Raw genomic sequence first — 22,639 nt, forward strand, 5'->3', positions numbered from 1 at the left:
ACTACATCTTCCCGGCGACGATGCGCGCGCCGAGCGCCCAGCGATGGACCTCCGACGGGCCGTCGTAGATGCGGAAGGCGCGCGTGTCGCGGAAGATGCGCTCGACCACCGTGTCGCGCGTGATGCCGAGCCCGCCCAGGATCTGCAGCGAGCGGTCGGCGACGCGGGCGATCGCCTCGGAGCACACGACCTTGCTCATCGAGCTCTCGTTGGAGGCGCGCTCGCCCTTGTCGAGCAGCCAGGCGGTGTGCAGGATCGAGAGCCGCGCCTGGTGTATGTCCATGTGGTTGTCGGCCAGCATGAACGACACGCCCTCGTGCTCGCCCAGCGTCTTGCCGAAGGCCTGGCGCGTGCGCGCATACTCGGTGGCGATCTCCTGGGCGCGCACCGCCGAGCCCAGCCAGCGCATGCAGTGGCTGAGCCGCGCCGGGGCGAGCCGCACCTGGGCGTAGCGGAAGCCCTTGCCGACTTCGCCCAGCACGGAATCCGCCGGCAGGCGCAGGTCCCTGATCTCGACCACGCCGTGGCCGCCCGGGAAGCTCGAATCCATCGTGTCGAGCGTGCGCTCGACGCGGATCGCGGGATCCGGCATGTCGGCCAGGAACAGCGTGGCATGCCCGTCCTGGGGCCCGCCCTCGACCTTGGCCATGATGATGGCGAAGCCCGCACCCTCGGCGCCGGTGATCAGCCACTTGCGGCCGTTGATCACCCATTCGTTGCCGTCGAGCCGCGCCGTCGCCTGCAGCAGACCGGGATCGGAGCCGGCGCCGCCGGGCTCGGTCATGCAGAAGCAGGAGCGGATCTTCCCCTCGGCCAGCGGCTTCAGGAAATGCTCGCGCTGGTCGGGCCGCGCCACGACGTCGAGCAGGTGGATGTTGCCCTCGTCGGGCGAGGCGCAGTGGATCGCCGTCGGCCCCAGGATGGAATAGCCCGCCGCCTCGAACACGTAGGCGCGCGCCACCTGGCCGATGGCGCGGCCGCCATACTCGGTCGGCACGTGCGGCGCGAACACGCCGGCGTCCTTCGCGAGCGCGTTCATCTCGACGCGCATCTCGTCGGTCGGTCCGTGCGACGTCCAGCGCGGGTCGGTCTCGTAGGGCACGATCTTCGTCTTCACGAAATCACGGACTCGGGCGGCGAGGTCGCTCACCTCGGCCGGCGGGGCAAAGTTCAGGCTCAAGACAGTCTCTCCCGGTTCACGCGGCGCGGCGCGCGGCGCGCAGTGTAGAGCAAAGTGCCGCAGGCGCACGCAGCCGTTGCGTCGCCGCGGGATGCAACCTATACGAGATTTACTTTCCGCTGGATCGTACCTAGATTGTTCCGGTCGTGGCGAGGAGGGCCGGCATGCAGGCGAAGGTGAGGACCGTGGCGTTCCAGGGCATCGACGTCCTGCCGGTCGACGTGCAGGTGCTGGTGGCGCCGGGCCAGATCGGCTTCGTCACCGTGGGCCTGCCCGACAAGGCGGTGGGCGAGAGCCGCGAGCGGGTGCGCGCGGCCTTCCGCGCGCTCGGCCTCGCGCTGCCGCCGCAGCGCATCACCGTCAACCTGTCGCCCGCCGACCTCGCCAAGGAAGGCAGCCACTACGACCTGCCGATCGCGCTCGGCCTGCTCGCCGCCATGGGCGTCGTGCCGGCCGACAGCATCGCAGGCTATGTCGTGCTGGGCGAGCTCGCGCTCGACGGCGCGCTCTCCCGCGTACCTGGTGTCCTGCCCGCGGCGATCGCCGCCCGGGCGGCGGGGCGCGGCGTCATCTGCCCCGCGGTGTGCGGCGGCGAGGCCGCGTGGGGCGGCTTCGACGTCCGGGAAGACACCGGCCGGACGCCGATCGTCGCCGCGCCATCGCTGCTCGCCCTGATCAATCACCTGCGCGGCCAGCAGCGCCTGTCGCCGCCGGCCGCCGAGCTCGCCGACGACGAGGCGACCTATCCCGACCTCGCCGAGATCAAGGGCCAGGAGAGCGCCAAGCGGGTGCTCGAGATCGCCGCCGCCGGCGGCCACAACCTCCTGATGCTGGGCCCGCCCGGCTCGGGCAAGTCGATGCTGGCGGCGCGCTTGCCCGGCATCCTGCCGCCGCTCGAGCCTGAAGAAGCACTGGAAGCCTCGATGGTGCGCTCGCTGGCCGGGGAGCTGGGCGAGGGCCGGCTGTCGCGCCGCCGCAGCTTCCGCGATCCGCACCATTCGGCGACCCTGCAGGCGCTGGTCGGCGGCGGCCATCGCGCCCGGCCGGGCGAGGTGTCGCTCGCCCATCACGGCGTGCTGTTCCTCGACGAGCTGCCCGAGTTCAACCGCTCGACGCTGGAGGCGCTGCGCCAGCCGCTGGAGACCGGCCGTGTGACGGTGGCGCGCGCCAACGCCCATGTCACCTACCCGGCGCGCTTCCAGCTCGTCGCCGCCATGAATCCCTGCCGCTGCGGCCACCTGATGGAGGCCCACCGCGCCTGCGGCCGCGCCCCGCGCTGCGGGGCCGACTACCAGGGCCGGATCTCGGGACCGCTGCTCGACCGCATCGACCTCGCGATCGACGTGCCGGCCGTCGCCGCCGCCGATCTCGCCTTGCCGCCGCCCGCGGAAGGCTCGGCCGATGTCGCGGTCCGCGTCGCCGCCGCCCGCGCCGTGCAGCGCGACCGGCTGGCCGCGCTCGACCGCAAGGGCAGGCTGGTGTCGGTCGAATCCGATCCCGCCGCCGGGCTGCTGTCGGAGCGCGCCCGCCACTGGCAGAAGCCGCGCTGCAACGCCGACACCGACGGCGCCCTGCTGGCTGCCATCGCCGAGCCCGACGCCGAGGGCCGTGCGCTGCTCACCCGCGCCGCCGAGCGGCTGGGCCTCTCGGCCCGCGCCTGGCACCGCACCCTGCGCGTCGCCCGCACGCTGGCCGACCTCGACGGCTCGGACGCCGTGCGCCGCCTGCACATCGCCGAGGCGCTCAGCTACCGCCGCGCCCAGCCGCGCGCCGCCCTGGCGGCGTGAGGCGGCCGCTATCGTGCCGCTATCGGGCCGCGACGATCTCGAACGCCGCCTTCGTCGCCTCGAGCGCGAAATCGATGTCGGCCTCGGTGTGCGCCGTCGACAGGAACATGTTGTGGCGCGGATGCAGGTAGACGCCGCGCTTCAGCGCCTCGCGGGTGAAAAGCTCGCCCGTCGTTCCGTCGGGATCGTTGTCGAACAGCAGGGTCGGCATCTGCGGCGGGCCGCTCTGGCGGATGCCGATGCCGGCCGCCTCGGCCTGCGCGGCGAGCCCCTCGCGCAGGCGCAGGCCCATGGCGCGCATGCGCGCCGGCCCGTCGATGCGCTCGAGCTCGTCGAGGGTCGCCACCGCGGCGGCCATCGACACGGCGCTGCACCAGAAGGAGCCGGTGACGAAGATCTTGGTCGCCGCCTCGCGGTAGCGATCGTTGCCGGTGACGGCGGCCAGCGCATGGCCGTTGGCGATCGCCTTGCTCCAGGCGCTGAGGTCGGGCTGCACGCCGACCAGGTCCCAGCTGCCGCGCAGCGTCATGCGGAAGCCGGCGCGCACGTCGTCGACGATCAGGGCGGCGTCGCTGGCATCGCAGAGCTCGCGGACGCGGCGCGCGAACTGCGGATCGGGCAGCTCCTGGTCCTGCCCGTAATCGTGGCGGAAGGCCGAAACCAGGATGCCGGCCAGGTCGTCGCCGGCGCGCTGCACCGCCGTCTCCAGGCTGCCGACGTCGTTGTAGGCGTAAGTCAGGAGATGGGTGCGGTCCTCTTCCGTGACGCCTGTCGGGTTGGGCGTGCACCAGGGGATGGCGCCGTGATAGGCGCCCTGCGCCACCAGGATCTTGCGCCGGCCGGTCGCGGCGCGGGCCAGGGTCACGCAGGTCGTGGTGGCGTCGGTGCCGTTCTTGGAGAACATCGCCCAGTCGGCATGCGGGATCAGCCGCACCAGCCGCTCGGCCAGCTCGACCATGCGCTCCGACGGTCCGTTCAGGCAGTCGCCCGCCGCCATCTGGCGCCGCACTGCCTCGTCGACCGCGGGATGGTGATGGCCGAGCACGATCGGCCCCCAGCTGCACATGAAGTCGACGTAGCGCTGCCCGTTCACGTCCCACAGGTGGCAGCCGTCGCCGCGCTCGAAGAACTGCGGATAGCCCGCAGGCAGCCGGTTGGCGTTCAGATGGCCGAACATGCCGCCCGGGATGACGCGCGCCGCCCGGGCCCGCAGCTTCTGGTCCGCCGTCTCTGCCTCTGCCGTCACGTCCCTGCCTCCTCGCTTCCCGGAATGCCGCTCGTTCGGTCGCCGCCTTGCCTACGGCCGGTGCAGCTGCACCGGCGTGCGCGTCACCGTGCGGCGGCCGCGCTTCCAGGCGCCCAGCACCGGCGCCACGGTGCGCAGCGCCGTGACCGGGTCGGGAGCGTCCAGCATCACCAGGTCGGCCGGCGCGCCCTCGGCGACGCCATAGTCCTTCAGGCCCATCAGGCGGGCGGCGCTCGACGTCGTCATGTCCCAGGCGGCGCGCACCTCGGCGTCGGTGCCGCGCTGGGTGACGATCGCCTGCATGTTGACTTGGCGCAGGAGCTGGCCGTCGCCGAACGGCGTGAAGGGGTTCAGGATGTTGTTCGACGCCACCGAGCACAGCACGCCCTTCTCGACCAGCCGGTTGGCGTCGACGACGTTGCGCGGCACGTTGTGGTCGGTGTGGCGGCCGCCGAGATAGAGGTCGGTCGCCGTCAGCACGGTGAGCGCGACGCCGGCGTCGGCCATGCGCCTGGCGACCTTGTCCATCTCGGGCTGCGGCATCGAGGCGAGCTTGCTCACATGGCCGATCGCCACCCGGCCGCCCCAGCCGTATTTCTCGGTCAGCTCGCAGACCAGCAGCGTGTCGAGCTCCTCGGCCGAGGCGCCGCTGTCGAGATGCATGTCGATGTCGACGTCGAACTCGCGCGCCATCTCGAAGACGCGACGGATCTGCGCCGGCCGGTCGGTGTCGTAGTTGGGCGCCGCGCCGACCACGGTCGCGCCGTTCTTCAGCGCCGCGACCATCAGCTCGTCGGTGCCGGGATTGTTGGTCAGGCCCTCCTGCGGCATGACGCAGATCTCGAGGTCGATCGCCCACTTGTAGCGCTCGATCAGCGCCTTGACGCCCTCCAGCCCGCGCAGGCCGACCTTGGGATCGACCTCGACATGGGTGCGCATGCGGGTCGCGCCGTGGCCGATGCACTTCTCCAGCGTGCCGCCGGCGCGCTCGGCCACGTCCTCGACGGTGAAGGTGTGCTTGACCGCCGAGGTGCGCTCCATGGCGAGGTGCGGGAAGCGCTTCTTCTCGTGCTCGCAGCGGCCGAGGATGCACGACTTGTCGAGATGGATGTGGGTCTCGACGAAGCCGGCGCAGACCAGCCGGCCGCCGGCCTTCGCCTCCTCGCGCGCCGTGCCGCCGAGCGCCGGCGCCAGCGCGGCGATGCGGCCGTCCTTCACGCCGATGTCGACCGGCGGCTGGTCCTTTGCTTGGTCGGAAAGACGCGCCTCGCGCACGACAAGATCGAAATCCATGGCCAACTCTCCGTGTCGCCCGACGGTCGGGATGCGGGCCGTAATAGACCGGAATGCGCGCCGACGGCAGCGCTAAGCATGATGAGATTGGCTGGAAACAGCCAATCTCATCCCGCTGTATTGCCGGCACGCATGTTGCATCCGTCGACCGTCCTCCATGCTTGTTCGGGATCATCGGTACATGCTGTCGCGTCGGCGTTTCACGGCTCTCTCGTCCGTCCTTCCCCTTGCCGTGCCGGCCATCGGCACGGCGCAGACCGGCTGGCCGTCGAAGCCGATCCGCTGGATCGTCAACTTCCCGCCGGCCGGCGCCGCCGACATCCTGTCGCGCATCCTGGCCGAGAATTTCGGCAGCTCGCTCGGCCAGCCCATCGTCGTCGAGAACAAGCCTGGGGCGGGCGGCATGCTGGGCGCCGACATCGTCGCCAAGGCCCGCGGCGACGCCCACATCGTCATGATGTCGAGTGCTGCCTCGCACGGCATCGGCCCCGTCCTCTACAAGAACGTGCCCTACGATCCGCTGGCCGATTTCACGCACATCCACTCGGTCGGCACCTTCCCCAGCGTGCTGGCCGTCAATGCCGGCTCGCCGATCGCGAGCGTGCAGCAGCTGATCGAGATGGCGCGCGCCAAGCCGGGCGAGGTGACCTACGGCTCGGGCGGCAACGGCACGATGAACCACCTGGTGGGCCAGCTGCTGGCGATCTCGGCCAAGGCGCCGCTCACCCACATCCCGTATCGCGGCTCGGCGCCGGCGATGAACGACCTGATGGGCGGCCAGATCGTGGCCCTGATGGAGAGCCTGCCGACGGCGATCGGCTATTTCCGCTCCGGCCGCATGAAGCCGCTGGCCGTCAGCGAGGCCGAGCGCTCGCCCGCGCTGCCCGACGTACCGACCTTCCGCGAAGCCGGCTTCCCCGACGTGGTGACGACCAACTGGTTCGGCTTCTCGGCGCCCGCCGGCATCCCGGCCGAGGTCGCGGGCCGCTGGGAGACCGAGATCGGCACGGCGCTGCAGAGCGCCACCGTAAAGGAAGGCTTCGCCAAGATCGGCGTGCGGCCGGGCACGCTCGGCGCCGCGGCCTATACCGACCTCATCCGCAGCGAGCTCGCCCGCTGGAAGGAGGTCATCCGCGCCGGCGACATCCGCGCCGACTGACGGCGGCGTCCGCGCCGGAGATTGCGAATCGTCCGGCGGTTCCCATGTCTCCTGTCCGGAGGAGACGGTCGATGCAGCATGACATCGGGCGCCGGTTCGCCTTCAATCGCCGCTCGCTGATGCTGGGCGCGGGAGCGGGGTTGATGACGGGAGCGGCACCAAAGGCGCAGGCCGCGCCGACCGCGGCGGAGTTCGAGCGCCGGCTGGCGCGGGTGATGGAGCGGGAGGGCCTTACCGGCCTGCATGCGCTCCTGATCTCGCAGCGCGGCCAGGTCTTGCTCGAGCACTACGAGCCCGGCGAGGACCAGGACCGGTCGCGCGGCTGGCTGGGCACCGTTTCCTTCGGCCCCGACGTGGCGCACGACCTGCGCTCGGTCACCAAGAGCGTGGTCGGCCTGCTCTACGGCATCGCCCTCGCCGAGGGGAAGGTGCCGCCGCCCGAAGCCGGGCTCTACGCGCAGTTCCCCGAATATGCCGAGCTTGCGACGCAGCCCGGGCGCGACCGCATCACGGTCGGCCACGTGCTCAGCATGACGATGGGCCTGCAGTGGGACGAGCTGTCGATCCCCTACGGCCGGGCCGGCAACAGCGAGGACGCGATGGACGCCGCGCCCGATCGCTTCCGCTATATCCTGTCCCTGCCGATCGTCGCCGACCCCGGCAGCCAGTGGATCTACTGCGGCGGCGCGACCGCGCTGCTCGGGCACCTGATCGAGCGCGGGACGGGCGAGACGCTGCTCGCCTACGCCCGCCGCGTGCTGTTCGAGCCGATGGGGTTCGGAACGACAGCTTGGGCAACCTCGGCCAAGGGCGAGCCCTTCGCGGCGTCGGGCCTGCGCCTGCTGCCGCGCGACATGCTGAAGATCGGCGAGCTGGTCCTGGCCGGCGGCGCCTGGCAGGGGCGTCCGCTCGTTCCGGCCGACTGGGTGACTCGCCTCGCCACGCCGGTCGTGCGGATCGACGCGGCGCGCGAGTACGGCTTCCAGTGGTACATCGGCGAGGTCGCGGCCGCCGGCCAGTCGCGGCGGCATCGCTGGATCGGCGGCATCGGCTGGGGCGGCCAGCGTCTCTACGTGCTGCCCGACCTCGAGCTGGTGGTGGGCATCAACTGCGGCAACTACCGCAAGACCGGCCGGCAGCAGAGCGACGTCACGGGCGCGATCCTGGTCGCCGTCGTGCTGCCGCTGGTCGCGTGAGGGGCGGCGGCGGACGCGTCAGTCGTCGCGCGCTTCCATGATGGCGATGGCCTGCTGCAGCGGCTGCGGGTCGACTGCCGAACGACCCTTGAAGGGCTGGTCGACGATGAACACGAAGCCGATCAGCGAGCCCAGCACGGCCATCTGGCAGGCCAGCACGACGGCGCGGAAGCGCGTGCGCTCGATGGCGCTGCTGACGAACAGCAGGATGACGACGGCGAAGGCCACGACCTCCCAGAAGCTGGCCGACAGCGAGACGGTGACGGCGTTCAGCCGCGAATCGCGGGACTCGGCGATGGCATCGAAGGCGCGCAGGATCTCGCCGTAGAGCATGGTCTGGCGGCCGCTTTGCGGATCGAGCGCCAGCACCCCGCGGGTCACCGCGCCGAAGGCGCGCTGGGTGCGCTCGCTGCCGCCGCCGTGCAGCATCTCGGGCCATTCGTCGGACACGACCGACCGCGTGTAGGTGAGCAGCAGGGGCCGCACCCGTGCCGCCGCGGCGTCGCCGTAGCGCACCAGCAGCCGGTCGAGCCGGTTGATGCTCGACCCTTCGGCCGAGATCAGCGAATCGACCTTGCGGTAGTTGGCCTCCGCCTGCACGAGCGTGAAGGCGACGACGATGCTGGTGACGGTGAACAGCGTCGCCTGCAGGCGCAGCACGAAGTCGGTGTTCTCCGGGGTCGGCCGCAGCCAGGGCAGGCGCTGGGTCAGGAAGGGCAGCACCGTGATCGCCGCCGCCATGAACAGCGCCCAGCCGGCGTTCAGCAGCCAGTCGGGGAAGGAATAGAGCCAGTCGATCATGGACGCGGCCGCGGGCGGCCGCCGGGGACGCTCGTCATGGATCGATCAGAACGCCCGGGTTCATCATGCCCTTGGGATCGAGCTCGCGCTTGGCACCGCGCAGGGCCCGGGCGAACAGCTCGGGCCGCTGACGGTCATAGAACGGCCGGTGGAAGCGGCCAACCGCGTGGTGATGCGTCGTGGTGCCGCCATGCTCGACGGTCGCCGCCGTGCAGGTCGACAGGACCTCCATGAACTGCTCGAGCGCCCGGCGCTTGTCGAGGACGCCGCCGAAGGTGAAGTAGAGGCAGGGCCCGTCGGGATAGACGTGGGTGAAGCGGCAGGTGACCGTGCCCTCGCGGCCGGTGACGCGCTTGATCGTGTCGTGCGCGATCCGGGTGATGGTCCGGTGGAAGTCGCGCATGCGCTCCCAGGTCATCGCGGTCTCGAAGGTCGAGGAGAGGATGCCGCGCGCGGCGGCGTGCTCGCCGTAGTGCGGCGCGCGGATGAAGCGGTTGCGCCAGGCGCCGGCGGCGCCCGAGCGATGGGCGTTCTCGTCGTCGGCGCCGGCGTCGGGCACGCCGCCATGGCCGTCGCAGATCTCGAGCGCCCGCTTCATCCAGGCGTCGAGCGGATGGTCGGCACCCTCGAAGGCGAGCACCAGCACGGCTTCCTCGCTGCTCCACGGCACGCCGGGCAGCGCCTCGCGCGCCTCGAGCAGGCGGCAGTTGGCGGGATAGAGGCCGGCCTGGGTGATCTCGCGCACCGCGTCGGCGCCCTCGAAGAAGGTCTTGAAGCGCACCGAGGCCGAGGCCCGGAAGGTCGGCTTCTGGCGCAGCCGCACCCAGGCCTCGGTGACGATGCCCAGGATGCCCTCGGAGCCCAGGACCATCCGGTCGGGGCTGGGGCCGGCGCCCGAGCCGGGCAGGCGGCGCGTCTCCATCGCGCCGGCCGGCGTCACCATGCGCGTGCTTTCGACGAAGTCGTCGATGTGGGTGTAGAGCGTGGCGTAGTGGCCGCCCGAGCGGGTGGCGATCCAGCCGCCCAGGGTCGAGCAGCGATAGGCCTGCATGTAGTGGCGCATCGTGAACGGCGTGTCGCGCAACTGGTCCTCGATCGCCGGCCCATAGATGCCGCCCTGGATGCGCGCCGCCTGGCTGACCGGGTCGACCTCCAGCACCTTGTCCATGTGGCGGGTCGAGATCGTGACCACCCTGTCGAAGGCCGGATCGGGCTCGATGCCCTTCACCACCGACGAGCCGCCGCCATAGGGGATGGCCTTGGCGCCGATTTGGTCGCACCAGTCGAGCAGGCGCACGATGTCGGCCTCGGTCTCCGGAAAGGCGACGGCGTCCGGCGGGTTGGGAACCGAGCGCAGGAACATGCGCAGCGTGTCGAAGCCCGCCTTGCCGTAGCTGTGCTCCAGCCGCGTCAGATGGTCGGTGCGCACCAGCTCCTTCAGCGCGTCGGGCACGGTGACGCGCGGCGCCCGCAGCGTGATCTCCTCGGGCCGGGGCGGCGGCGTCACGTCGAATCCGTCGAGCCCGTAGCGCCCGGCGATCTCCGCCTCCCAGCTGCCGATCTCCTCGGCGCTGAGGTCCTCGTCGGCATAGCCCCAGGCATAGAACTTCTTCTGCCGCCGCATGCGTCCTCCGATGACCTTGTTGTCGTTGCTTTCGTTGTCGTCAGGCCGCGAAGGCCACGGGCCGGGCCGATCCCTTGATCTGGGTGCGGTGCATGACGCGCCGCGCCGCGCCGTCGAACGGATCGCGGCGATGCATGGTCGAGCGGTTGTCCCACATCACGAGGTCGCCCAGCCGCCACGCATGCTCGTAGACGAAGCGCGGCTCAGTGACGTGCGCCCACAGCGCCTCGAGCAGCGCGTCCGACTCGGCCCGGTCGTAACCCTCGACGTATGAATTGCGGCGGCGACCGAGGTAGAGCGTCGGCCGGCCGTTGGGATGGCGCAGGATCGCCGGGTGCCAGGCGCCGGGCGCGGCCATCGGATCGTCGGTCGGCGTCACGCCCTTGCGCAGGTAGCCGCCCGAATTGTAGGTGCCGTCGTGCTTGATGCGGCGGCCCTCGATGCGCCGGCGCAGGTCGTCGGGCAATGCCGCGCAGGCGGCCTGCATGCCGCAGAACCAGGTGTTGCCGCCCGCGGGCGGGATCTCGAGCGCGTAGAGCATCGAGGCGTCGGGCGGCGTGTCGAGGTAGCTCATGTCGGTGTGCCAGACCGCCTCGCCGGCGCCGAGCGCGCCGATCGGCTCGCCCTTGGCGTCGAGCACGTTCGACACGACGTAGATGTCGGGATAGCCCGGCGGGCTGATGCGGCCGCGCTCCTGGTTGGGCGGCGGGTCGAGCTCGCCGAAGCGGCGGCTGAAGGCCAGCAGGTCGTCGTCGCGCAGTGTCTGGCCGCGCAGCAGGATCATCGAGTGCTCGGTCCAGGCCCATTCGACCGCGGTGAAGTCGTTGTCGCTGAGCCGGGCGAGGTCGACGCCCAGGATCTCCGCCCCGACCGAATCGGTCACCGGACGCACCGTCACGGACATGCTGCTTCCTCCTGCGTTGGTCGAATGATCGGCCCGCGGCCGGGCGCGATCAAGCACGCGATCAGGGAGCGCGAACGGGCCGCTCGATCAGGCGCCCAGGAGCTGCGTCAGCCAGGCCGTGAGCTTGGCCGCGGCGGCGGGCGCGAGCGGACCGGCGAAGCCGGGATCGCTGGGCCAGGTCACCGTCTTGAGGTTGTGGCTGACGCCCGGGATGACGATCGCCTCGCCGGGCGCGCCGCGCGCGCCCATGGCGTCGATCAGCGGCTGCACGTCGGCCATGGGCACGACCTGGGTGTCGGCGGCGCCCTGCAGCAGGAAGCACGGCATCTTCGAGCGGCGCAGCGCCTGCGCCGGGTCGAAGGCCAGCAGGTGCTGCAGGAACGGCCCGGCATAGGGCGGGAAGAGCAGGGCGAGCTCGCGCGGCAGGCCGGTTGGCACATGGCCGGTCGCCTGGATGGCGGCGACGGCCTTGTCGGCGGCCGCCACCAGCGCCGGCGCGCCGCGCGCGATCTGCTCGTGCAGGATGACCGACAGCGGCCGGCCGGGGGTCGAGACCAGCACCATGCCGTGCGGCGGATGGCGGGTGATGGTCGGTGCGGCGGCCAGTACCAGCAGGCCGCCCTCGCTGTGGCCGAGCAGCGCGGTGGCGTAGGACTTGATCTCGTCGTGGCGCAGCAGCTCGGCGTGGGCGGCCGCCACGTCGCCGACGAAATGGTCCCAGGCGAAGAAGGCCTCCTGCTCGGCGAGCGATCCCTGCGGCCGCTGCGTCGAGGCGCCGATGCCGCGCTTGTCGTAGCGGAGCGTGGCGATGCCGGCGGCGGCGAGCAGGGCGGCGATCTGCTTCAGCAGGTCGACGCGCTCGGCGATCAGCCCGTTGTTGCCGTTGCGGTCGGTCGGGCCGCTGCCGGCCACCAGCACGACGCCGGGCACGCGCTCGATCTCGCTCCAGATCGGCAGCAGCAGCGTGCCGGCCAGGGTCACGCCGCCGGTGCCGGGGAACCGCACCTCCCGCTCCAGCGTGCCCCTGGCATAGAAGCGAGGCCGCGCGGGCGGCGGCGCCTTGCGTTGGGCCCGGGCCGCCGCCGGCGCCAGCAGGCCGCCGAGCAGCATCGCCCGGCGATCGATCATTCGTGGACCCGGCCGAATCGCGGCTTCTGCTTGCCGCTCACGATGTGGACGTGGAAGTGGAACACGACCTGGCCGCCGCCGGCGCCGTTGTTGGCGACCAGCCGGTAGCCGTCCTGCTCGAGGCCGAGCTGGCGGGCCACCGTGCCGACGGCACGCCAGAAGCCCGCGACCATCTCGGTCGGCGCGGCGGTGCTGAAATCCATGTTGGACACGTACTCGCCCTTGGGGATGACCAGCACGTGGACCGGCGCCTGCGGGTTGATGTCGTGGAAGGCCAGCGCGAACGCGTCCTCGTAGACCTTCTTGCAGGGCAGCTCGCCGCGCAGGATGCGCGCGAAGATGTTGGTGCGATCGTAGTCGGACACGGGAACTCCAGACGCGGATGTCGGCCCGCGCCGCGAGGCGGGGGGCGTTCGGGGACCCGAAGGTCCTTCGCTTCGCTCAGGAAGACAACCGCCTTGTCGCCGTCACCGATGCTTGCGCGCGGCCTTCTCGGCGATGCCGGACAGGCCCTCGCGCCGCGCCAGCTCGGCCCACACCGCCGGCGGCTTGACGCCGATCGCCGCCCACAGGGTGAGCAGGTGGTAGAGCATGTCGGCGCTCTCGGCGACCAGCTTGGGCCGGTCGCCGCGGATGCCCTCGATCAGCGCCTCGACGGCCTCCTCGCCCAGCTTCTTGGCGATCTGCTCGCGGCCGCGGCTGAACAGCCGCGCGGTATAGGACGTGTCCGGGTCCGCGCCCTTGCGCCCGTCGATCACGAGATACAGCCGGTCGAGCACGTGGTCCGCCGAGTCGACGCCGTTCTGGCGCTTCTTCCTCTGCGCCTTCTTCGCTTTCTTGTCCTTGGCCATTCCAGGAAAAACTCCGCCGCCGGGGGGTAGGGGCGATTCCCTGCGCCTCTTGCCGGGCGCCCTGTAAAGTCTACGCCAAAATCACGCCGCGCGCGAGAATTGCCGCACCGGAACGCCGGCTTCCGCCAGCCGCTGCTTCGCCTCGGCGATGGTGAACTCGCCGAAATGGAAGATCGACGCGGCGAGCACCGCCGAGGCGCCGCCCTTCACGATGCCGTCAACCAGGTGATCGAGCGTGCCAACGCCGCCCGACGCCACCACGGGCACCGGCACGGCGTCCGACACGGCGCGCGTGAGCGCGAGGTCGAAGCCCGAGCGGGTGCCGTCGCGGTCCATCGAGGTCAGCAGGATCTCGCCGGCGCCCGATTCGGCCATGCGCCGCGCCCAGTCGACGGCGTCGAGGCCGGTCGGCTTGCGGCCGCCATGGGTGAAGACCTCCCAGCGGCCGGGCGCGGCCTCGCGGGCGTCGATGGCCACCACGATGCACTGGTCGCCGTACTTCTCGGCCGCTTCGCGCACGAAGGCGGGGCGCGCCACGGCGGCGGAGTTGATCGACACCTTGTCGGCGCCGGCCAGCAGCAGGCGGCGGATGTCCTCCGTCGTGCGCACGCCGCCGCCCACCGTGAGCGGCATGAAGCACTGCTCGGCGGTGCGCCCCACGACATCGAGGATCGTGTCGCGGTTCTCGTGGCTCGCCGTGATGTCGAGGAAGGTGAGCTCGTCGGCGCCGGCGGCGTCGTAGACGCGCGCCTGCTCGACCGGATCGCCGGCATCGCGCAGGCCGACGAACTGCACGCCCTTGACGACACGGCCGTCCTTGACGTCGAGGCAGGGAATGATGCGGGCCTTCAGCATGACGGGCGCGACCATAAGGGAAGGGCCACGCCTTTGTCGACGCGCTGTCACGCCGTCGATGGTAGACTGTCCCCATGACCGCGGAGGCCGCCATCCCCGTGATCGACATCGCCCCGCTGCTCGACGGGCGGCCGGACGGCGAGACGGCGGTGGCGCGCGCGCTCGGCCGCGCCTGCCGCGACATCGGCTTCTTCTACGTCACCGGCCACGGCATCCCGCCGCCCGTGCTGGCGGCCGTGTTCGAGCAGGCGCACCGCTTCTTCGCCGCGTCGGATGCCGTCAAGTCGGCGGTCAATTTCACCGGCGCCGCCGGCAATCGCGGCCATGTGCCGGTCGGCGGCGAGACCCTGCAGCCGGGCACGCTTCCCGACCTCAAGGAGTTCTTCAACATCGGGCTGGAGCTCGCGCCCGACGATCCCGAGTTGCGCGCCGGCAAGCCGTTCCGCCATCGCAATCCCTGGCCCGACCAGGCCGGCTTCCGCGACACGATGCTCGACTATTTCGGCCGCGCCCACCGGCTGGGGCTGGCGCTGCACCGCGCGCTGGCCCGCGACCTCGGCATCGCCCGCACCTTCTTCGACGACAAGCTGTCGAAGCCGATGGCCGTCCTGCGCCTGCTGCACTATCCGCCCGCGCCAACGGCGTCGCAGCCGGGCCAGCTCGGCGCCGGCGAGCATACCGACTACGGCAACCTCACCCTGCTGGCGACCGACGGCGTCAAGGGGCTCACGGTGCGCAACCGCGCCGGCACCTGGATCGAGGCACCGACGGTGCCGGGCGCGCTGATCTGCAACATCGGCGACTGCCTGATGCGCTGGACCAACGACGTCTACGTCTCGACGCCGCACCGTGTCGTGAGCCCGCGCGGCTGCGACCGCTACTCCGTCGTCTTCTTCCTCGATCCCAATCCGGAAGCCGTGGTGACCTGCCTGCCGACCTGTCTCGAAGGCGGGCTGGCGAAGTACGCGCCGGTGGTGGCCTCTGACTACCTGCTGTCGCGGCTCGCGCCGACGTACGAGAAGGGGCCGTAGCGAACCAGCTTTCTTCTCCTGCTCCTCTCCCCCTCGGGGAGAGGAGCAGGAGAGATGTGAGACGGAGACGATCGACTACTCGCCCTTGAGCACGCGGATGGCGTCGGGGACGGTGACGCGGCCGTCGTAGAGGGCGCGGCCGACGATCGCGCCGACAATCCCGAATTCCTCGGCCGGCCGGAGCTCGCGCAGGTCGTCGAGCGAGCTGACGCCGCCCGAGGCGATCACCGGCGTCGTGAGGTGCTGGGCCAGGGTGATCGTGGCGTCGACATTGACGCCGCCCAGCGCGCCGTCGCGGTCGATGTCGGTGTAGATGATGGCCGCGACCCCGGCATCCTCGAAGCGCAGCGCGAGGTCGAGCGCGCGCACCGTGCTCTGCTTGGTCCAGCCGTCGACGGCGACCAGCCCGTCGCGGGCGTCGATGCCGACGGCGATGCGGTCGGGCCACTGCTTGCAGGCCGCCTTGACCAGGCCCGGCTCCTTGACCGCGATGGTCCCCAGGATGACGCGCTGCACGCCGGCCTCGATCCACTGGGCGATGCTCTCGATGGTGCGGATGCCGCCGCCCAGCTGGGCCGGCACGGCGACCGTCTCGAGGATGCTCCGCACCGCGGCGCGGTTGACCGGATGGCCCTCGACCGCGCCGTTGAGGTCGACCAGGTGCAGCCATTCGCAGCCGGCATTGGCGAAGGCCCTGGCCTGCGCCGCCGGGCTGTCGTTGAACACCGTGGCCTTGGCCATGTCGCCGCGCAGCAGGCGCACGCACTGGCCGTCCTTGAGATCGATGGCGGGGAACAGGAGCATGGCGGCGCGATTTAGCGCGTTGCACGAACCCGCGCCACCCTCTGCGGACCGGGGACTAACTCCGTCGCGGCGTCCGGATGCCGCGGTCGGCCGGCCGGGTCTCCACCTCGAGCTCGGCGCCGCGCTGGCGCAGCGTCTGCTCGATCAGGCCGCGGCCGAGGCGGGTCTTGTCGTCGCCTTCGATCAACCAGGCGACGCCGCCGGCGCGGCCGACCTGGCCGGCCCGCCGCAGGGCGTCGTCAAGGCTCTCGTAGGGAGCGGGCAGCAAGCGCTGCTTGGTGGCGAGGAACTCGCGTTCGGTCGTGCACGTGTAGCCGACGGTCCACCAGAGCCTGTAGGTCATGCGAAGTTCCCTTCCCTGCGACCACGGCGGCCCGGCGCGCAATCTAGGGCAAACCGGCGGCCAATCACAGGACCGTTTGCGGGCCGCCGGAGTCGCCTGGCCGGACGCCGGCGGCTAAAGCATGATGAGATTGGCTGGAAACAGCCAATCTCATGCCTCTGTAGTCTGGCATCGAACACAAGGAATCCCATGACCCGCTTCACCGCCGACCTCTTCGCCGATGCCGAGGCCGAGCTCACCGCCATCCGCCGCGACATCCATCGCCATCCCGAGACCGCCTTCGAGGAGGTGCGCACGGCCGACATCGTCGCCGAGAAGCTCACTGGCTGGGGCATCGAGGTCCATCGCGGGCTGGCAACGACCGGCGTGGTCGGCACGCTGAAGGGCAACCGGCCGGGCCAGAAGACGATCGGCCTGCGCGCCGACATGGATGCGCTGCACCTGCAGGAGAAGAACGACTTCGCCCACGCCTCGGTGAACGCCAACAAGATGCATGCCTGCGGCCATGACGGGCACACGACCATGCTGCTGGGCGCGGCCCGCCACCTGGCGGCGGCGCCCGATTTCGCCGGCACCGTGCACTTCATCTTCCAGCCGGCCGAGGAGGGACTGGGCGGCGCGCGGGTGATGATCGAGGAAGGCCTGTTCGACCGCTTCAACTGCGACACGGTCTACGGCATGCACAACATGCCGGGCATCGCGACCGGCACCTTCGCCATCCGCGCCGGCGCCATGCTGGCCTCGTCGGACAGCTGGGAAGTCACCTTCAAGGGCACCGGCGGCCACGGGGCCATGCCCGACCGCGGCACCGACCCGACCTATGTCGCGGCGCAGTTCATCGTGGCGGTGCAGGGCATCGTCGGCCGCAACGTGCCGCCGAGCCAGGCCGCCGTGCTGAGCGTCGGCCACATCGCCGCCGGCACGCCGGGCTCACCCAACGTCATCCCGTCGGAGGTGCTGGTGAAGGGCACGGCGCGCAGCTTCTCACCGAGCGTGCGCGACCTGCTAGAGCGCCGCCTGGCCGAGGTCGCCGCGGGTCTCGCCGCCGCCGGCGGCTGCACGGCGGAGAGCAGGTACCATCGCCGCTACCCGGCGCTGATCAACGCCGTCGAGCAGACCTCGCTCGCCGTCGAGGCGGCGGCCCTGACGGTCGGCCGCGACAAGGTCGATCCCAACACGCCGCCGATCTCGGGTGCCGAGGACTTCGCCTTCATGCTGGAAAAGAAGCCGGGCGCCTACATCATGATCGGCAATGGCGGACCGGACGAGGGCGGCTGCCACAACGTCCATTCGCCGCTCTACGACTTCAACGACCGCATCCTGACCACGGGCGCGGCCTACTGGGTCAACCTGGTGCAGCTCGAACTGGGCGACGCCGCCTGACGGCGGAGGCTCGCTCCCCCAGCTCCGCGCGATCCTTCAGCTCTGGAAGTCGAAGATCCCGTCGGCGCCCGCATGCCCGTCGGGCCAGACGCCGGCATGGTGGTCGGTCATCAGCGCCGCGCCGTCGGCCGGCGCGTCGAACAGGCCGGCAGAACCCGCCAGTCCGGCGGCTTGGCCATGGTCCGTGACCAGCCCGTCCTGCAGCGTGCCGAGGGCGACCAGCGGATCCTCGTCAGGCAGATCGACCGGGAAAGACGGGTCGTCGTCGGGGAGCGCGGCCGGCGGTGCGGTACCGTCGAGATGGACGTCGCCCGGCTCGCCGAACACGCGATCGAGCGGGGTGCCGTAGGGCGTCTCGTCGATGACGGTATCCAGCGCGGCTTCCTCGACGGCCTGGTAGATCGGCAGGTCGCGGCGATCGAAATAAACGAGGTCGGCGCCGACCAGGAAGGTCGGGTCGAGGGCCGGATTTCCGGGAGGGACCGAAGAACTCATGGCAGGACTGGCGTCCAGTCTGGAATAAGCGATTCTTGAAATATGGCGTGAAGTATAGCCGACAAGCCCCTGGGCCGGAAGCCTCGGGGCCTCCGTCCGCGCCGGCTCAGGCCGGCGTGTAGATCACCAGCTTCAGCGCCGGATCGTCGTTGGCCTGGAAGGTCGCGTACTCGAACCGCAGCGTCCCCTTCGACGGATGCTGCAGGCTCTTGTGGCCGGCGACGACGTCGCGCACGTCGTGGCGGCGCCACCAGCCCTCGAACTCGGGGCTGCCGGCGCGCAGCCGCTCGATCAGCGCCCGGAAGGCCGGGTCGCCGGCCCACAGGTCGTGGGTGGCGCGGAACTGGGCGACCATGCGGCGGGCCTCGTCGGCCCAGTGCTCGCCGAACAGCCGCCGCGACTGCGGCCGGGTCAGCATGCTGATCAGCGTATTGCGATCCTCCGGCGGCATGCGGTCGAAGGCGAAGATGCCGGCGGCCGCCTTGTTCCACAGCAGCACGTCCCACCGCCGGCCGGTGACGTAGGCCGGCTGGTTGAGCGCCATCACCGTGCGGCGCACCGCGTCGGGCACGGTCTCGGGCGCGAACAGGCGGCGATCGGGCGGGGCGGTCAGCGCCTTGAGATGCGCATGCTCGGTCTTGCCGAGGCGCAGCGCCCGCGCCAGCGCGTCGATCGTGGTCGCCGAAGGGCTGACGGCGCGGCCCTGCTCCAGGCGCACGTACCAGTCGATGCCGATGCCGGCGAGCTCGGCCACTTCCTCGCGGCGCAGGCCGGGCGTGCGCCGCCGGCGACCGGCCGGCAGGCCGACGGATTTCGGCGTCAGGCGCTCGCGCCGCGAGCGCAGGAAGTCGCCCAGCTCGCGGCAGCGCGGGTCGGCCCGGCTCGGGGAAGCGGCAGGGGAGGCTGGCATGATCCCAGGATAATACCAGGCCTGAATGGCGCGGGCCAAGCTGGGCAGGATGCCAGCCTTCCCAAGAGGTGACGATGAAAGCGGCTGTTCTGAAGGCATTCGGCCAACCCCTGTCGATCGAGACCGTGCCCGACCCGGTGGCCGGACCGGGCGAGGTCGTGGTCGACGTCGCGGCCACGCGCATGCTCGCCTATGCCGGGGAGGTCTTCGACGGCACGCGCGACTATGCGCTCGTCCTGCCGGTCGTGCCGGGACCGGGCGGCATCGGCCGCGTCCGGGCCCTCGGGCCCGACGCCACGCAGCTGAAGGTCGGCGAGTGGGTCTATCTCGATCCCACGGTGCGGGCGCGCGACAGCGCGCAGGCCCCGGACATCCTGCTGCAGGGGCTGACCGCGCCGAGCGAGGGCGCCCGCCGCCTGCACGCGCATTTCCACGACGGGTCCTTCGCCGAGCGCACGCGCGTGCCGCTGGAGAACGCCAAGCCGCTGGGCGATATCGCGGCGGCGGACGTCGGACGCTGGTGCGCGCTCGGCACCCTGCTGGTGCCGTATGGCGGCTGGCTGGCCGCCGGGCTCCAGGCCGGCGAGACGGTGGTGGTGAACGGCGCAACCGGAGCCTTCGGCAGCGCCGGCGTCGCCGTCGCGCTGGCCATGGGCGCGGGCTGCGTGGTGGCGACCGGACGCAACGAGGCGGCGCTGCGCGATGTCGGGACGCGTTTTGGCCCGCGCGTGCGTGCCGTGCGGATGCGGGGCGACGAGGCCGCCGACCGTGACCGCATCGTCGCGGCGGCGCCTGCACCGATCGACGTCGTGCTCGACATCCTGCCTCCGGCGGCGACCCCGGCCCAGGTGCGGGCCGCACTGCTGGCGGTGCGGCCCAACGGCCGTGTCGTGCTGATGGGCGGTGTCGGCATGGCCGGCGGCCCGGGCCTCGAACTGCCCTATCCCTGGATCATGCGGAACAACATCACCGTGCGCGGCCAGTGGATGTACCCGCCCGACGCCGCGGGCCGGCTCGCGGCACTGGTGCGGTCGGGCCTGCTCCCGCTCGATCCCTTCGAGATCTCGGAGTTCCCCCTCGACCGGGTCAACGAGGCCGTCGCCCATGCCGCGACCAACGCCGGGCCTTTCCGCATGACCATCCTTCGCCCGTGACGCTTCGCCCCGGCGGCGGGCCGTGTTATCCCGCAGCCGGGACGTCGCCGGGCCAGCTTCGGCGCCGCATCCCGCGAAATCCCATGCGGTCGGGGGCAGCGATGAACGGAGCGGAGAGTCTGGTTCGGACCTTGGTGAAGGGCGGCGTCGAAGTCTGCTTCGCCAATCCCGGCACCTCGGAGATGCATTTCGTCGGCGCGCTCGACCGCGTCGAGGGCATGCGCTGCGTGCTCGGCCTGTTCGAGGGCGTGTGCAGCGGCGCGGCCGACGGCTACTACCGCATGACCGACAAGCCGGCCTCGACGCTCCTGCATCTCGGGCCCGGCCTCGCCAATGCGGCGGCCAACCTGCACAACGCCAAGAAGGCGGGCTCCGGCATCGTCAACATTGTGGGCGAGCACGCGCTCTACCACATCAAGTACGACACGCCGCTCACCGCCGACATCGAGGGCATCGCCAAGCCCTTCTCGCACTGGGTGAAGACCTCGCCGACGGCCAAGACCGTGGCCACCGACGGCGCCGCCGCGATCCAGGCCGCGCGGGTCGCGCCCGGCCAGATCGCCACCCTGATCCTGCCCGCCGACACGGCCTGGACCGAGGCCGACGGCGTCGCCGAGACGCCCGAGACGCCGCAGCCGCAGAAGCCCGCCAACGAGGAGGTCGTTTCCGCCGCCAAGGCGCTGAAGCAGGCCGGTGCCGCCGGCATGCTGTTCATCGGCGGCCGCGCGCTGCGGGCCCGCGGCCTGGAGCTCGCCGGAAAGATCGCCGCCAAGACCGGCTGCAAGGTGCAGGCCGCGGGCGGCACGGCGCGTATCGAGCGCGGCGCCGGGCGCGTGCCCGTGCTGCGCCTGCACTTCGTCGTCGAGACGGCGCTCGAGATGCTGAAGGGCACCAAGCAGATGGTCCTGGTCGGCGCCAAGGCGCCGGCGGCGTTCTTCGCCTATCCCGGCAAGCCCAGCGTGCTGGTGCCCGACGGCTGCGAGGTCACGACCCTCTGCCCGGTCGAGGGCGACCCGATCGGCTCGCTCGAGGCACTCGCCGCCGAGCTGGACGCGATGAACGAGAAGGTCACTGTCGCCGAGGCCAAGCGGCCCGAGCGGCCGACCGGCAAGTTCACCCTCGACGGGCTCGGCCAGGCGCTGGGCGCGGCGATGCCGGAAGGCGCCATCGTCATCGACGAATCGGTCACGACCGGCCGCGGCTTCTTCCCGTTCAGCGCCGGCGCCCCGCCGCACGATTGGCTGAACAACATGGGCGGCTCGATCGGCTTCGGCGCGCCCGTGGCGGTCGGCGCTGCGGTCGCCTGCCCGGACCGCAAGGTCATCGCCATGATCGGCGACGGCTCGTCAATGTACACGATCCAGGCGCTGTGGACGATGGCGCGCGAGAACCTCGACGTCTGCGTGCTGATCTTCTCCAACCGCAACTACAAGATCCTCTACAGCCAGCTCGCCGATGTCGGCGCCGCCAACCCCGGCCCGCGCGCCATCGACATGCTGACGCTGGACCGGCCGACGCTCGAGTTCACCCTGCTGGCCAAGGGCATGGGCGTGCCGGGCGCCAAGGCGCACGACCTCGACGAGCTCAACAAGCAGCTCGCCTACGCCATGGCCCACAAGGGTCCGTACCTGATCGACGTGGTGATGTAGGGCGCCGTCGCCCGGGAAGACCATGGACGAAACCCGCCGCCGCACGCTGCACGGCCGGCGTCGGGGCAAGAAGCTGCGCGCCGGCCAGCAGTCGCTGCTCGACACGCTGCTGCCTCGCCTCACGCTCGCCCTGCCGCCAGACCCCGAGAGGATCGACCTCGCCGCCCTGTTCGGCGGCCGGCTGCCGCCGGACGGGGTGTGGCTGGAGATCGGCTTCGGCGCGGGCGAGCATCTGGTGTGGCAGGCCGAGCAGAATCCCGGCGTCGGGCTGATCGGCTGCGAGCCCTATCTCAACGGCGTCGCCAAGTGCCTGGCCCATGTCGAGCGGGCCGGGGTCGGCAACATCCGCCTGTTCACCGACGATGCCCGGCTGGTCATGGCCCGCCTGCCCGAGCGCTCGCTCGGCCGGGCCTTCGTGCTGTTCCCCGATCCCTGGCCCAAGACGCGCCATCACAAGCGCCGCTTCGTGCAGCGCGAGACGCTCGACCGGCTGGCCGAGCTCATGGTGCCGGGGGCCGAGCTGCGGCTCGCCACCGACGATCCGAGCTACCTGCCCTGGATGGTCGAGCACGCCTGCCCCCATCCGGCCTTCGAATGGCTGGCCGAGCGGCCGGCGGACTGGCGCGGACGGCCCGCCGACTGGCCCGCCACGCGCTACGAGAAAAAAAAGTTGGCGGGCACGCCGGTCTTCCTGCGGTTCCGGCGGCGCTGAGTGGACACCATATGTAGCGTCCTGCGGGTGGAAACGCCGAGAAATGCGCGGGAAATGCTTGCCAGCCGCGACAAGTGCGCCTATATCCGCGCCATCCTCATCAGGGTTCGCGGGACGGACCAAAGAAAAAGAGT

The 22,639-nt window shown here is 71.3% G+C and carries 22 protein-coding genes; 8 read left to right on the top strand and 14 right to left on the bottom strand.

All coding sequences use genetic code 11. The annotated features are described in order from the left end of the window. Window position 1 precedes the first annotated feature (1 nt). Window positions 2-1,180, bottom strand: coding sequence for an acyl-CoA dehydrogenase family protein (locus ACO073_RS04980; RefSeq protein WP_421995879.1), 1,179 nt, complete (start codon window positions 1,178-1,180; stop codon window positions 2-4). Between the two features lie 164 nt (window positions 1,181-1,344). On the opposite strand from ACO073_RS04980, the gene ACO073_RS04985 reads away from it, so the two are divergent. Then, complete coding sequence (locus ACO073_RS04985) at window positions 1,345-2,967, top strand: YifB family Mg chelatase-like AAA ATPase (protein WP_421995881.1); 1,623 nt, start codon at window positions 1,345-1,347, stop codon at window positions 2,965-2,967. 19 nt (window positions 2,968-2,986) lie between these two features. On the opposite strand, the gene ACO073_RS04990 is transcribed toward ACO073_RS04985, so the two are convergent. Further along, entirely contained in the window at window positions 2,987-4,144 is a 1,158-nt protein-coding gene (locus tag ACO073_RS04990; protein ID WP_421997396.1) for an aminotransferase class III-fold pyridoxal phosphate-dependent enzyme, read from the bottom strand. Between the two features lie 120 nt (window positions 4,145-4,264). Continuing rightward, window positions 4,265-5,506, bottom strand: coding sequence for an amidohydrolase family protein (locus tag ACO073_RS04995; protein ID WP_421995883.1), 1,242 nt, complete (start codon window positions 5,504-5,506; stop codon window positions 4,265-4,267). Between the two features lie 181 nt (window positions 5,507-5,687). Between ACO073_RS04995 and ACO073_RS05000 the strand changes: the two genes are divergently transcribed. Together ACO073_RS05000 and ACO073_RS05005 are read left to right on the top strand one after the other, a co-directional pair. Further along, window positions 5,688-6,665: a Bug family tripartite tricarboxylate transporter substrate binding protein gene (locus ACO073_RS05000; protein ID WP_421995885.1), complete on the top strand. Its 978-nt coding sequence runs from the start codon at window positions 5,688-5,690 to the stop codon at window positions 6,663-6,665. A gap of 71 nt (window positions 6,666-6,736) precedes the next feature. Next, window positions 6,737-7,861 carry a serine hydrolase domain-containing protein gene (locus ACO073_RS05005; protein ID WP_421995888.1) on the top strand — a complete coding sequence of 375 codons (1,125 nt, stop codon included), beginning with the start codon at window positions 6,737-6,739 and terminating at the stop codon, window positions 7,859-7,861. A gap of 18 nt (window positions 7,862-7,879) precedes the next feature. On the opposite strand, the gene ACO073_RS05010 is transcribed toward ACO073_RS05005, so the two are convergent. The 7 genes from ACO073_RS05010 to hisF all read right to left on the bottom strand — a co-directional run bounded on the left by ACO073_RS05010 (window position 7,880) and on the right by hisF (window position 14,024). Continuing rightward, complete coding sequence (locus ACO073_RS05010) at window positions 7,880-8,662, bottom strand: hypothetical protein (protein ID WP_421995890.1); 783 nt, start codon at window positions 8,660-8,662, stop codon at window positions 7,880-7,882. 34 nt (window positions 8,663-8,696) lie between these two features. Further along, the gene (locus ACO073_RS05015) at window positions 8,697-10,286 is read right to left on the bottom strand and encodes an FAD-binding oxidoreductase (protein WP_421995892.1); all 1,590 of its coding nucleotides are present in this window, start codon (window positions 10,284-10,286) and stop codon (window positions 8,697-8,699) included. Between the two features lie 40 nt (window positions 10,287-10,326). Continuing rightward, the gene (locus ACO073_RS05020) at window positions 10,327-11,190 is read right to left on the bottom strand and encodes a TauD/TfdA dioxygenase family protein (RefSeq protein WP_421995894.1); all 864 of its coding nucleotides are present in this window, start codon (window positions 11,188-11,190) and stop codon (window positions 10,327-10,329) included. A gap of 87 nt (window positions 11,191-11,277) precedes the next feature. Beyond that, window positions 11,278-12,318: an alpha/beta hydrolase family protein gene (locus ACO073_RS05025; protein ID WP_421995896.1), complete on the bottom strand. Its 1,041-nt coding sequence runs from the start codon at window positions 12,316-12,318 to the stop codon at window positions 11,278-11,280. Beyond that, window positions 12,315-12,683, bottom strand: coding sequence for a histidine triad nucleotide-binding protein (locus tag ACO073_RS05030; RefSeq protein WP_421995898.1), 369 nt, complete (start codon window positions 12,681-12,683; stop codon window positions 12,315-12,317). The genes ACO073_RS05025 and ACO073_RS05030 overlap by 4 nt, the downstream gene beginning before the upstream one ends. Before the next feature lie 102 nt (window positions 12,684-12,785). After that, on the bottom strand, window positions 12,786-13,169 hold the full coding sequence (locus ACO073_RS05035) for a phosphoribosyl-ATP diphosphatase (RefSeq protein WP_421995900.1): 384 nt from the start codon (window positions 13,167-13,169) through the stop codon (window positions 12,786-12,788). An 81-nt stretch (window positions 13,170-13,250) separates the two neighbouring features. Next, the gene (gene hisF, locus ACO073_RS05040) at window positions 13,251-14,024 is read right to left on the bottom strand and encodes an imidazole glycerol phosphate synthase subunit HisF (RefSeq protein ID WP_421995902.1); all 774 of its coding nucleotides are present in this window, start codon (window positions 14,022-14,024) and stop codon (window positions 13,251-13,253) included. Window positions 14,025-14,098: 74 nt separating this feature from the next. Here hisF and ACO073_RS05045 point away from each other — a divergent pair, with 74 nt between their 5' ends. After that, the gene (locus tag ACO073_RS05045; protein WP_421995904.1) at window positions 14,099-15,055 is read left to right on the top strand and encodes an isopenicillin N synthase family dioxygenase; all 957 of its coding nucleotides are present in this window, start codon (window positions 14,099-14,101) and stop codon (window positions 15,053-15,055) included. Between the two features lie 75 nt (window positions 15,056-15,130). On the opposite strand, the gene hisA is transcribed toward ACO073_RS05045, so the two are convergent. Further along, entirely contained in the window at window positions 15,131-15,859 is a 729-nt protein-coding gene (gene hisA / locus ACO073_RS05050) for a 1-(5-phosphoribosyl)-5-[(5-phosphoribosylamino)methylideneamino]imidazole-4-carboxamide isomerase (protein WP_421995906.1), read from the bottom strand. Between the two features lie 55 nt (window positions 15,860-15,914). Then, on the bottom strand, window positions 15,915-16,202 hold the full coding sequence (locus ACO073_RS05055) for a hypothetical protein (RefSeq protein ID WP_421995908.1): 288 nt from the start codon (window positions 16,200-16,202) through the stop codon (window positions 15,915-15,917). Window positions 16,203-16,391: 189 nt separating this feature from the next. On the opposite strand from ACO073_RS05055, the gene ACO073_RS05060 reads away from it, so the two are divergent. Beyond that, on the top strand, window positions 16,392-17,585 hold the full coding sequence (locus ACO073_RS05060; RefSeq protein WP_421995910.1) for a M20 aminoacylase family protein: 1,194 nt from the start codon (window positions 16,392-16,394) through the stop codon (window positions 17,583-17,585). Window positions 17,586-17,621: 36 nt separating this feature from the next. On the opposite strand, the gene ACO073_RS05065 is transcribed toward ACO073_RS05060, so the two are convergent. Continuing rightward, window positions 17,622-18,080, bottom strand: a complete 459-nt coding sequence (locus ACO073_RS05065; protein ID WP_421995912.1) for a hypothetical protein — start codon at window positions 18,078-18,080, stop codon at window positions 17,622-17,624. 106 nt (window positions 18,081-18,186) lie between these two features. Continuing rightward, a complete protein-coding gene (locus tag ACO073_RS05070) occupies window positions 18,187-18,990 on the bottom strand; it encodes a helix-turn-helix transcriptional regulator (RefSeq protein ID WP_421995914.1) in 804 nt (267 codons plus the stop codon). A 74-nt stretch (window positions 18,991-19,064) separates the two neighbouring features. Here ACO073_RS05070 and ACO073_RS05075 point away from each other — a divergent pair, with 74 nt between their 5' ends. The 3 genes from ACO073_RS05075 (at window position 19,065) to trmB (ending at window position 22,505) form a co-directional block, all read left to right on the top strand. Then, on the top strand, window positions 19,065-20,144 hold the full coding sequence (locus ACO073_RS05075) for a zinc-binding dehydrogenase (protein ID WP_421995916.1): 1,080 nt from the start codon (window positions 19,065-19,067) through the stop codon (window positions 20,142-20,144). A gap of 101 nt (window positions 20,145-20,245) precedes the next feature. Then, window positions 20,246-21,793 (top strand): acetolactate synthase large subunit, encoded by a 1,548-nt coding sequence (locus ACO073_RS05080; protein ID WP_421995918.1) that lies wholly within the window; start codon window positions 20,246-20,248, stop codon window positions 21,791-21,793. 22 nt (window positions 21,794-21,815) lie between these two features. Continuing rightward, window positions 21,816-22,505 (top strand): tRNA (guanosine(46)-N7)-methyltransferase TrmB, encoded by a 690-nt coding sequence (trmB, locus tag ACO073_RS05085; protein ID WP_421995920.1) that lies wholly within the window; start codon window positions 21,816-21,818, stop codon window positions 22,503-22,505. The last annotated feature ends 134 nt before the right edge of the window (window positions 22,506-22,639 follow it).

This window comes from Reyranella sp., from assembly GCF_965229815.1.
In the GTDB taxonomy this organism is placed as follows: Bacteria; Pseudomonadota; Alphaproteobacteria; order Reyranellales; family Reyranellaceae; genus Reyranella.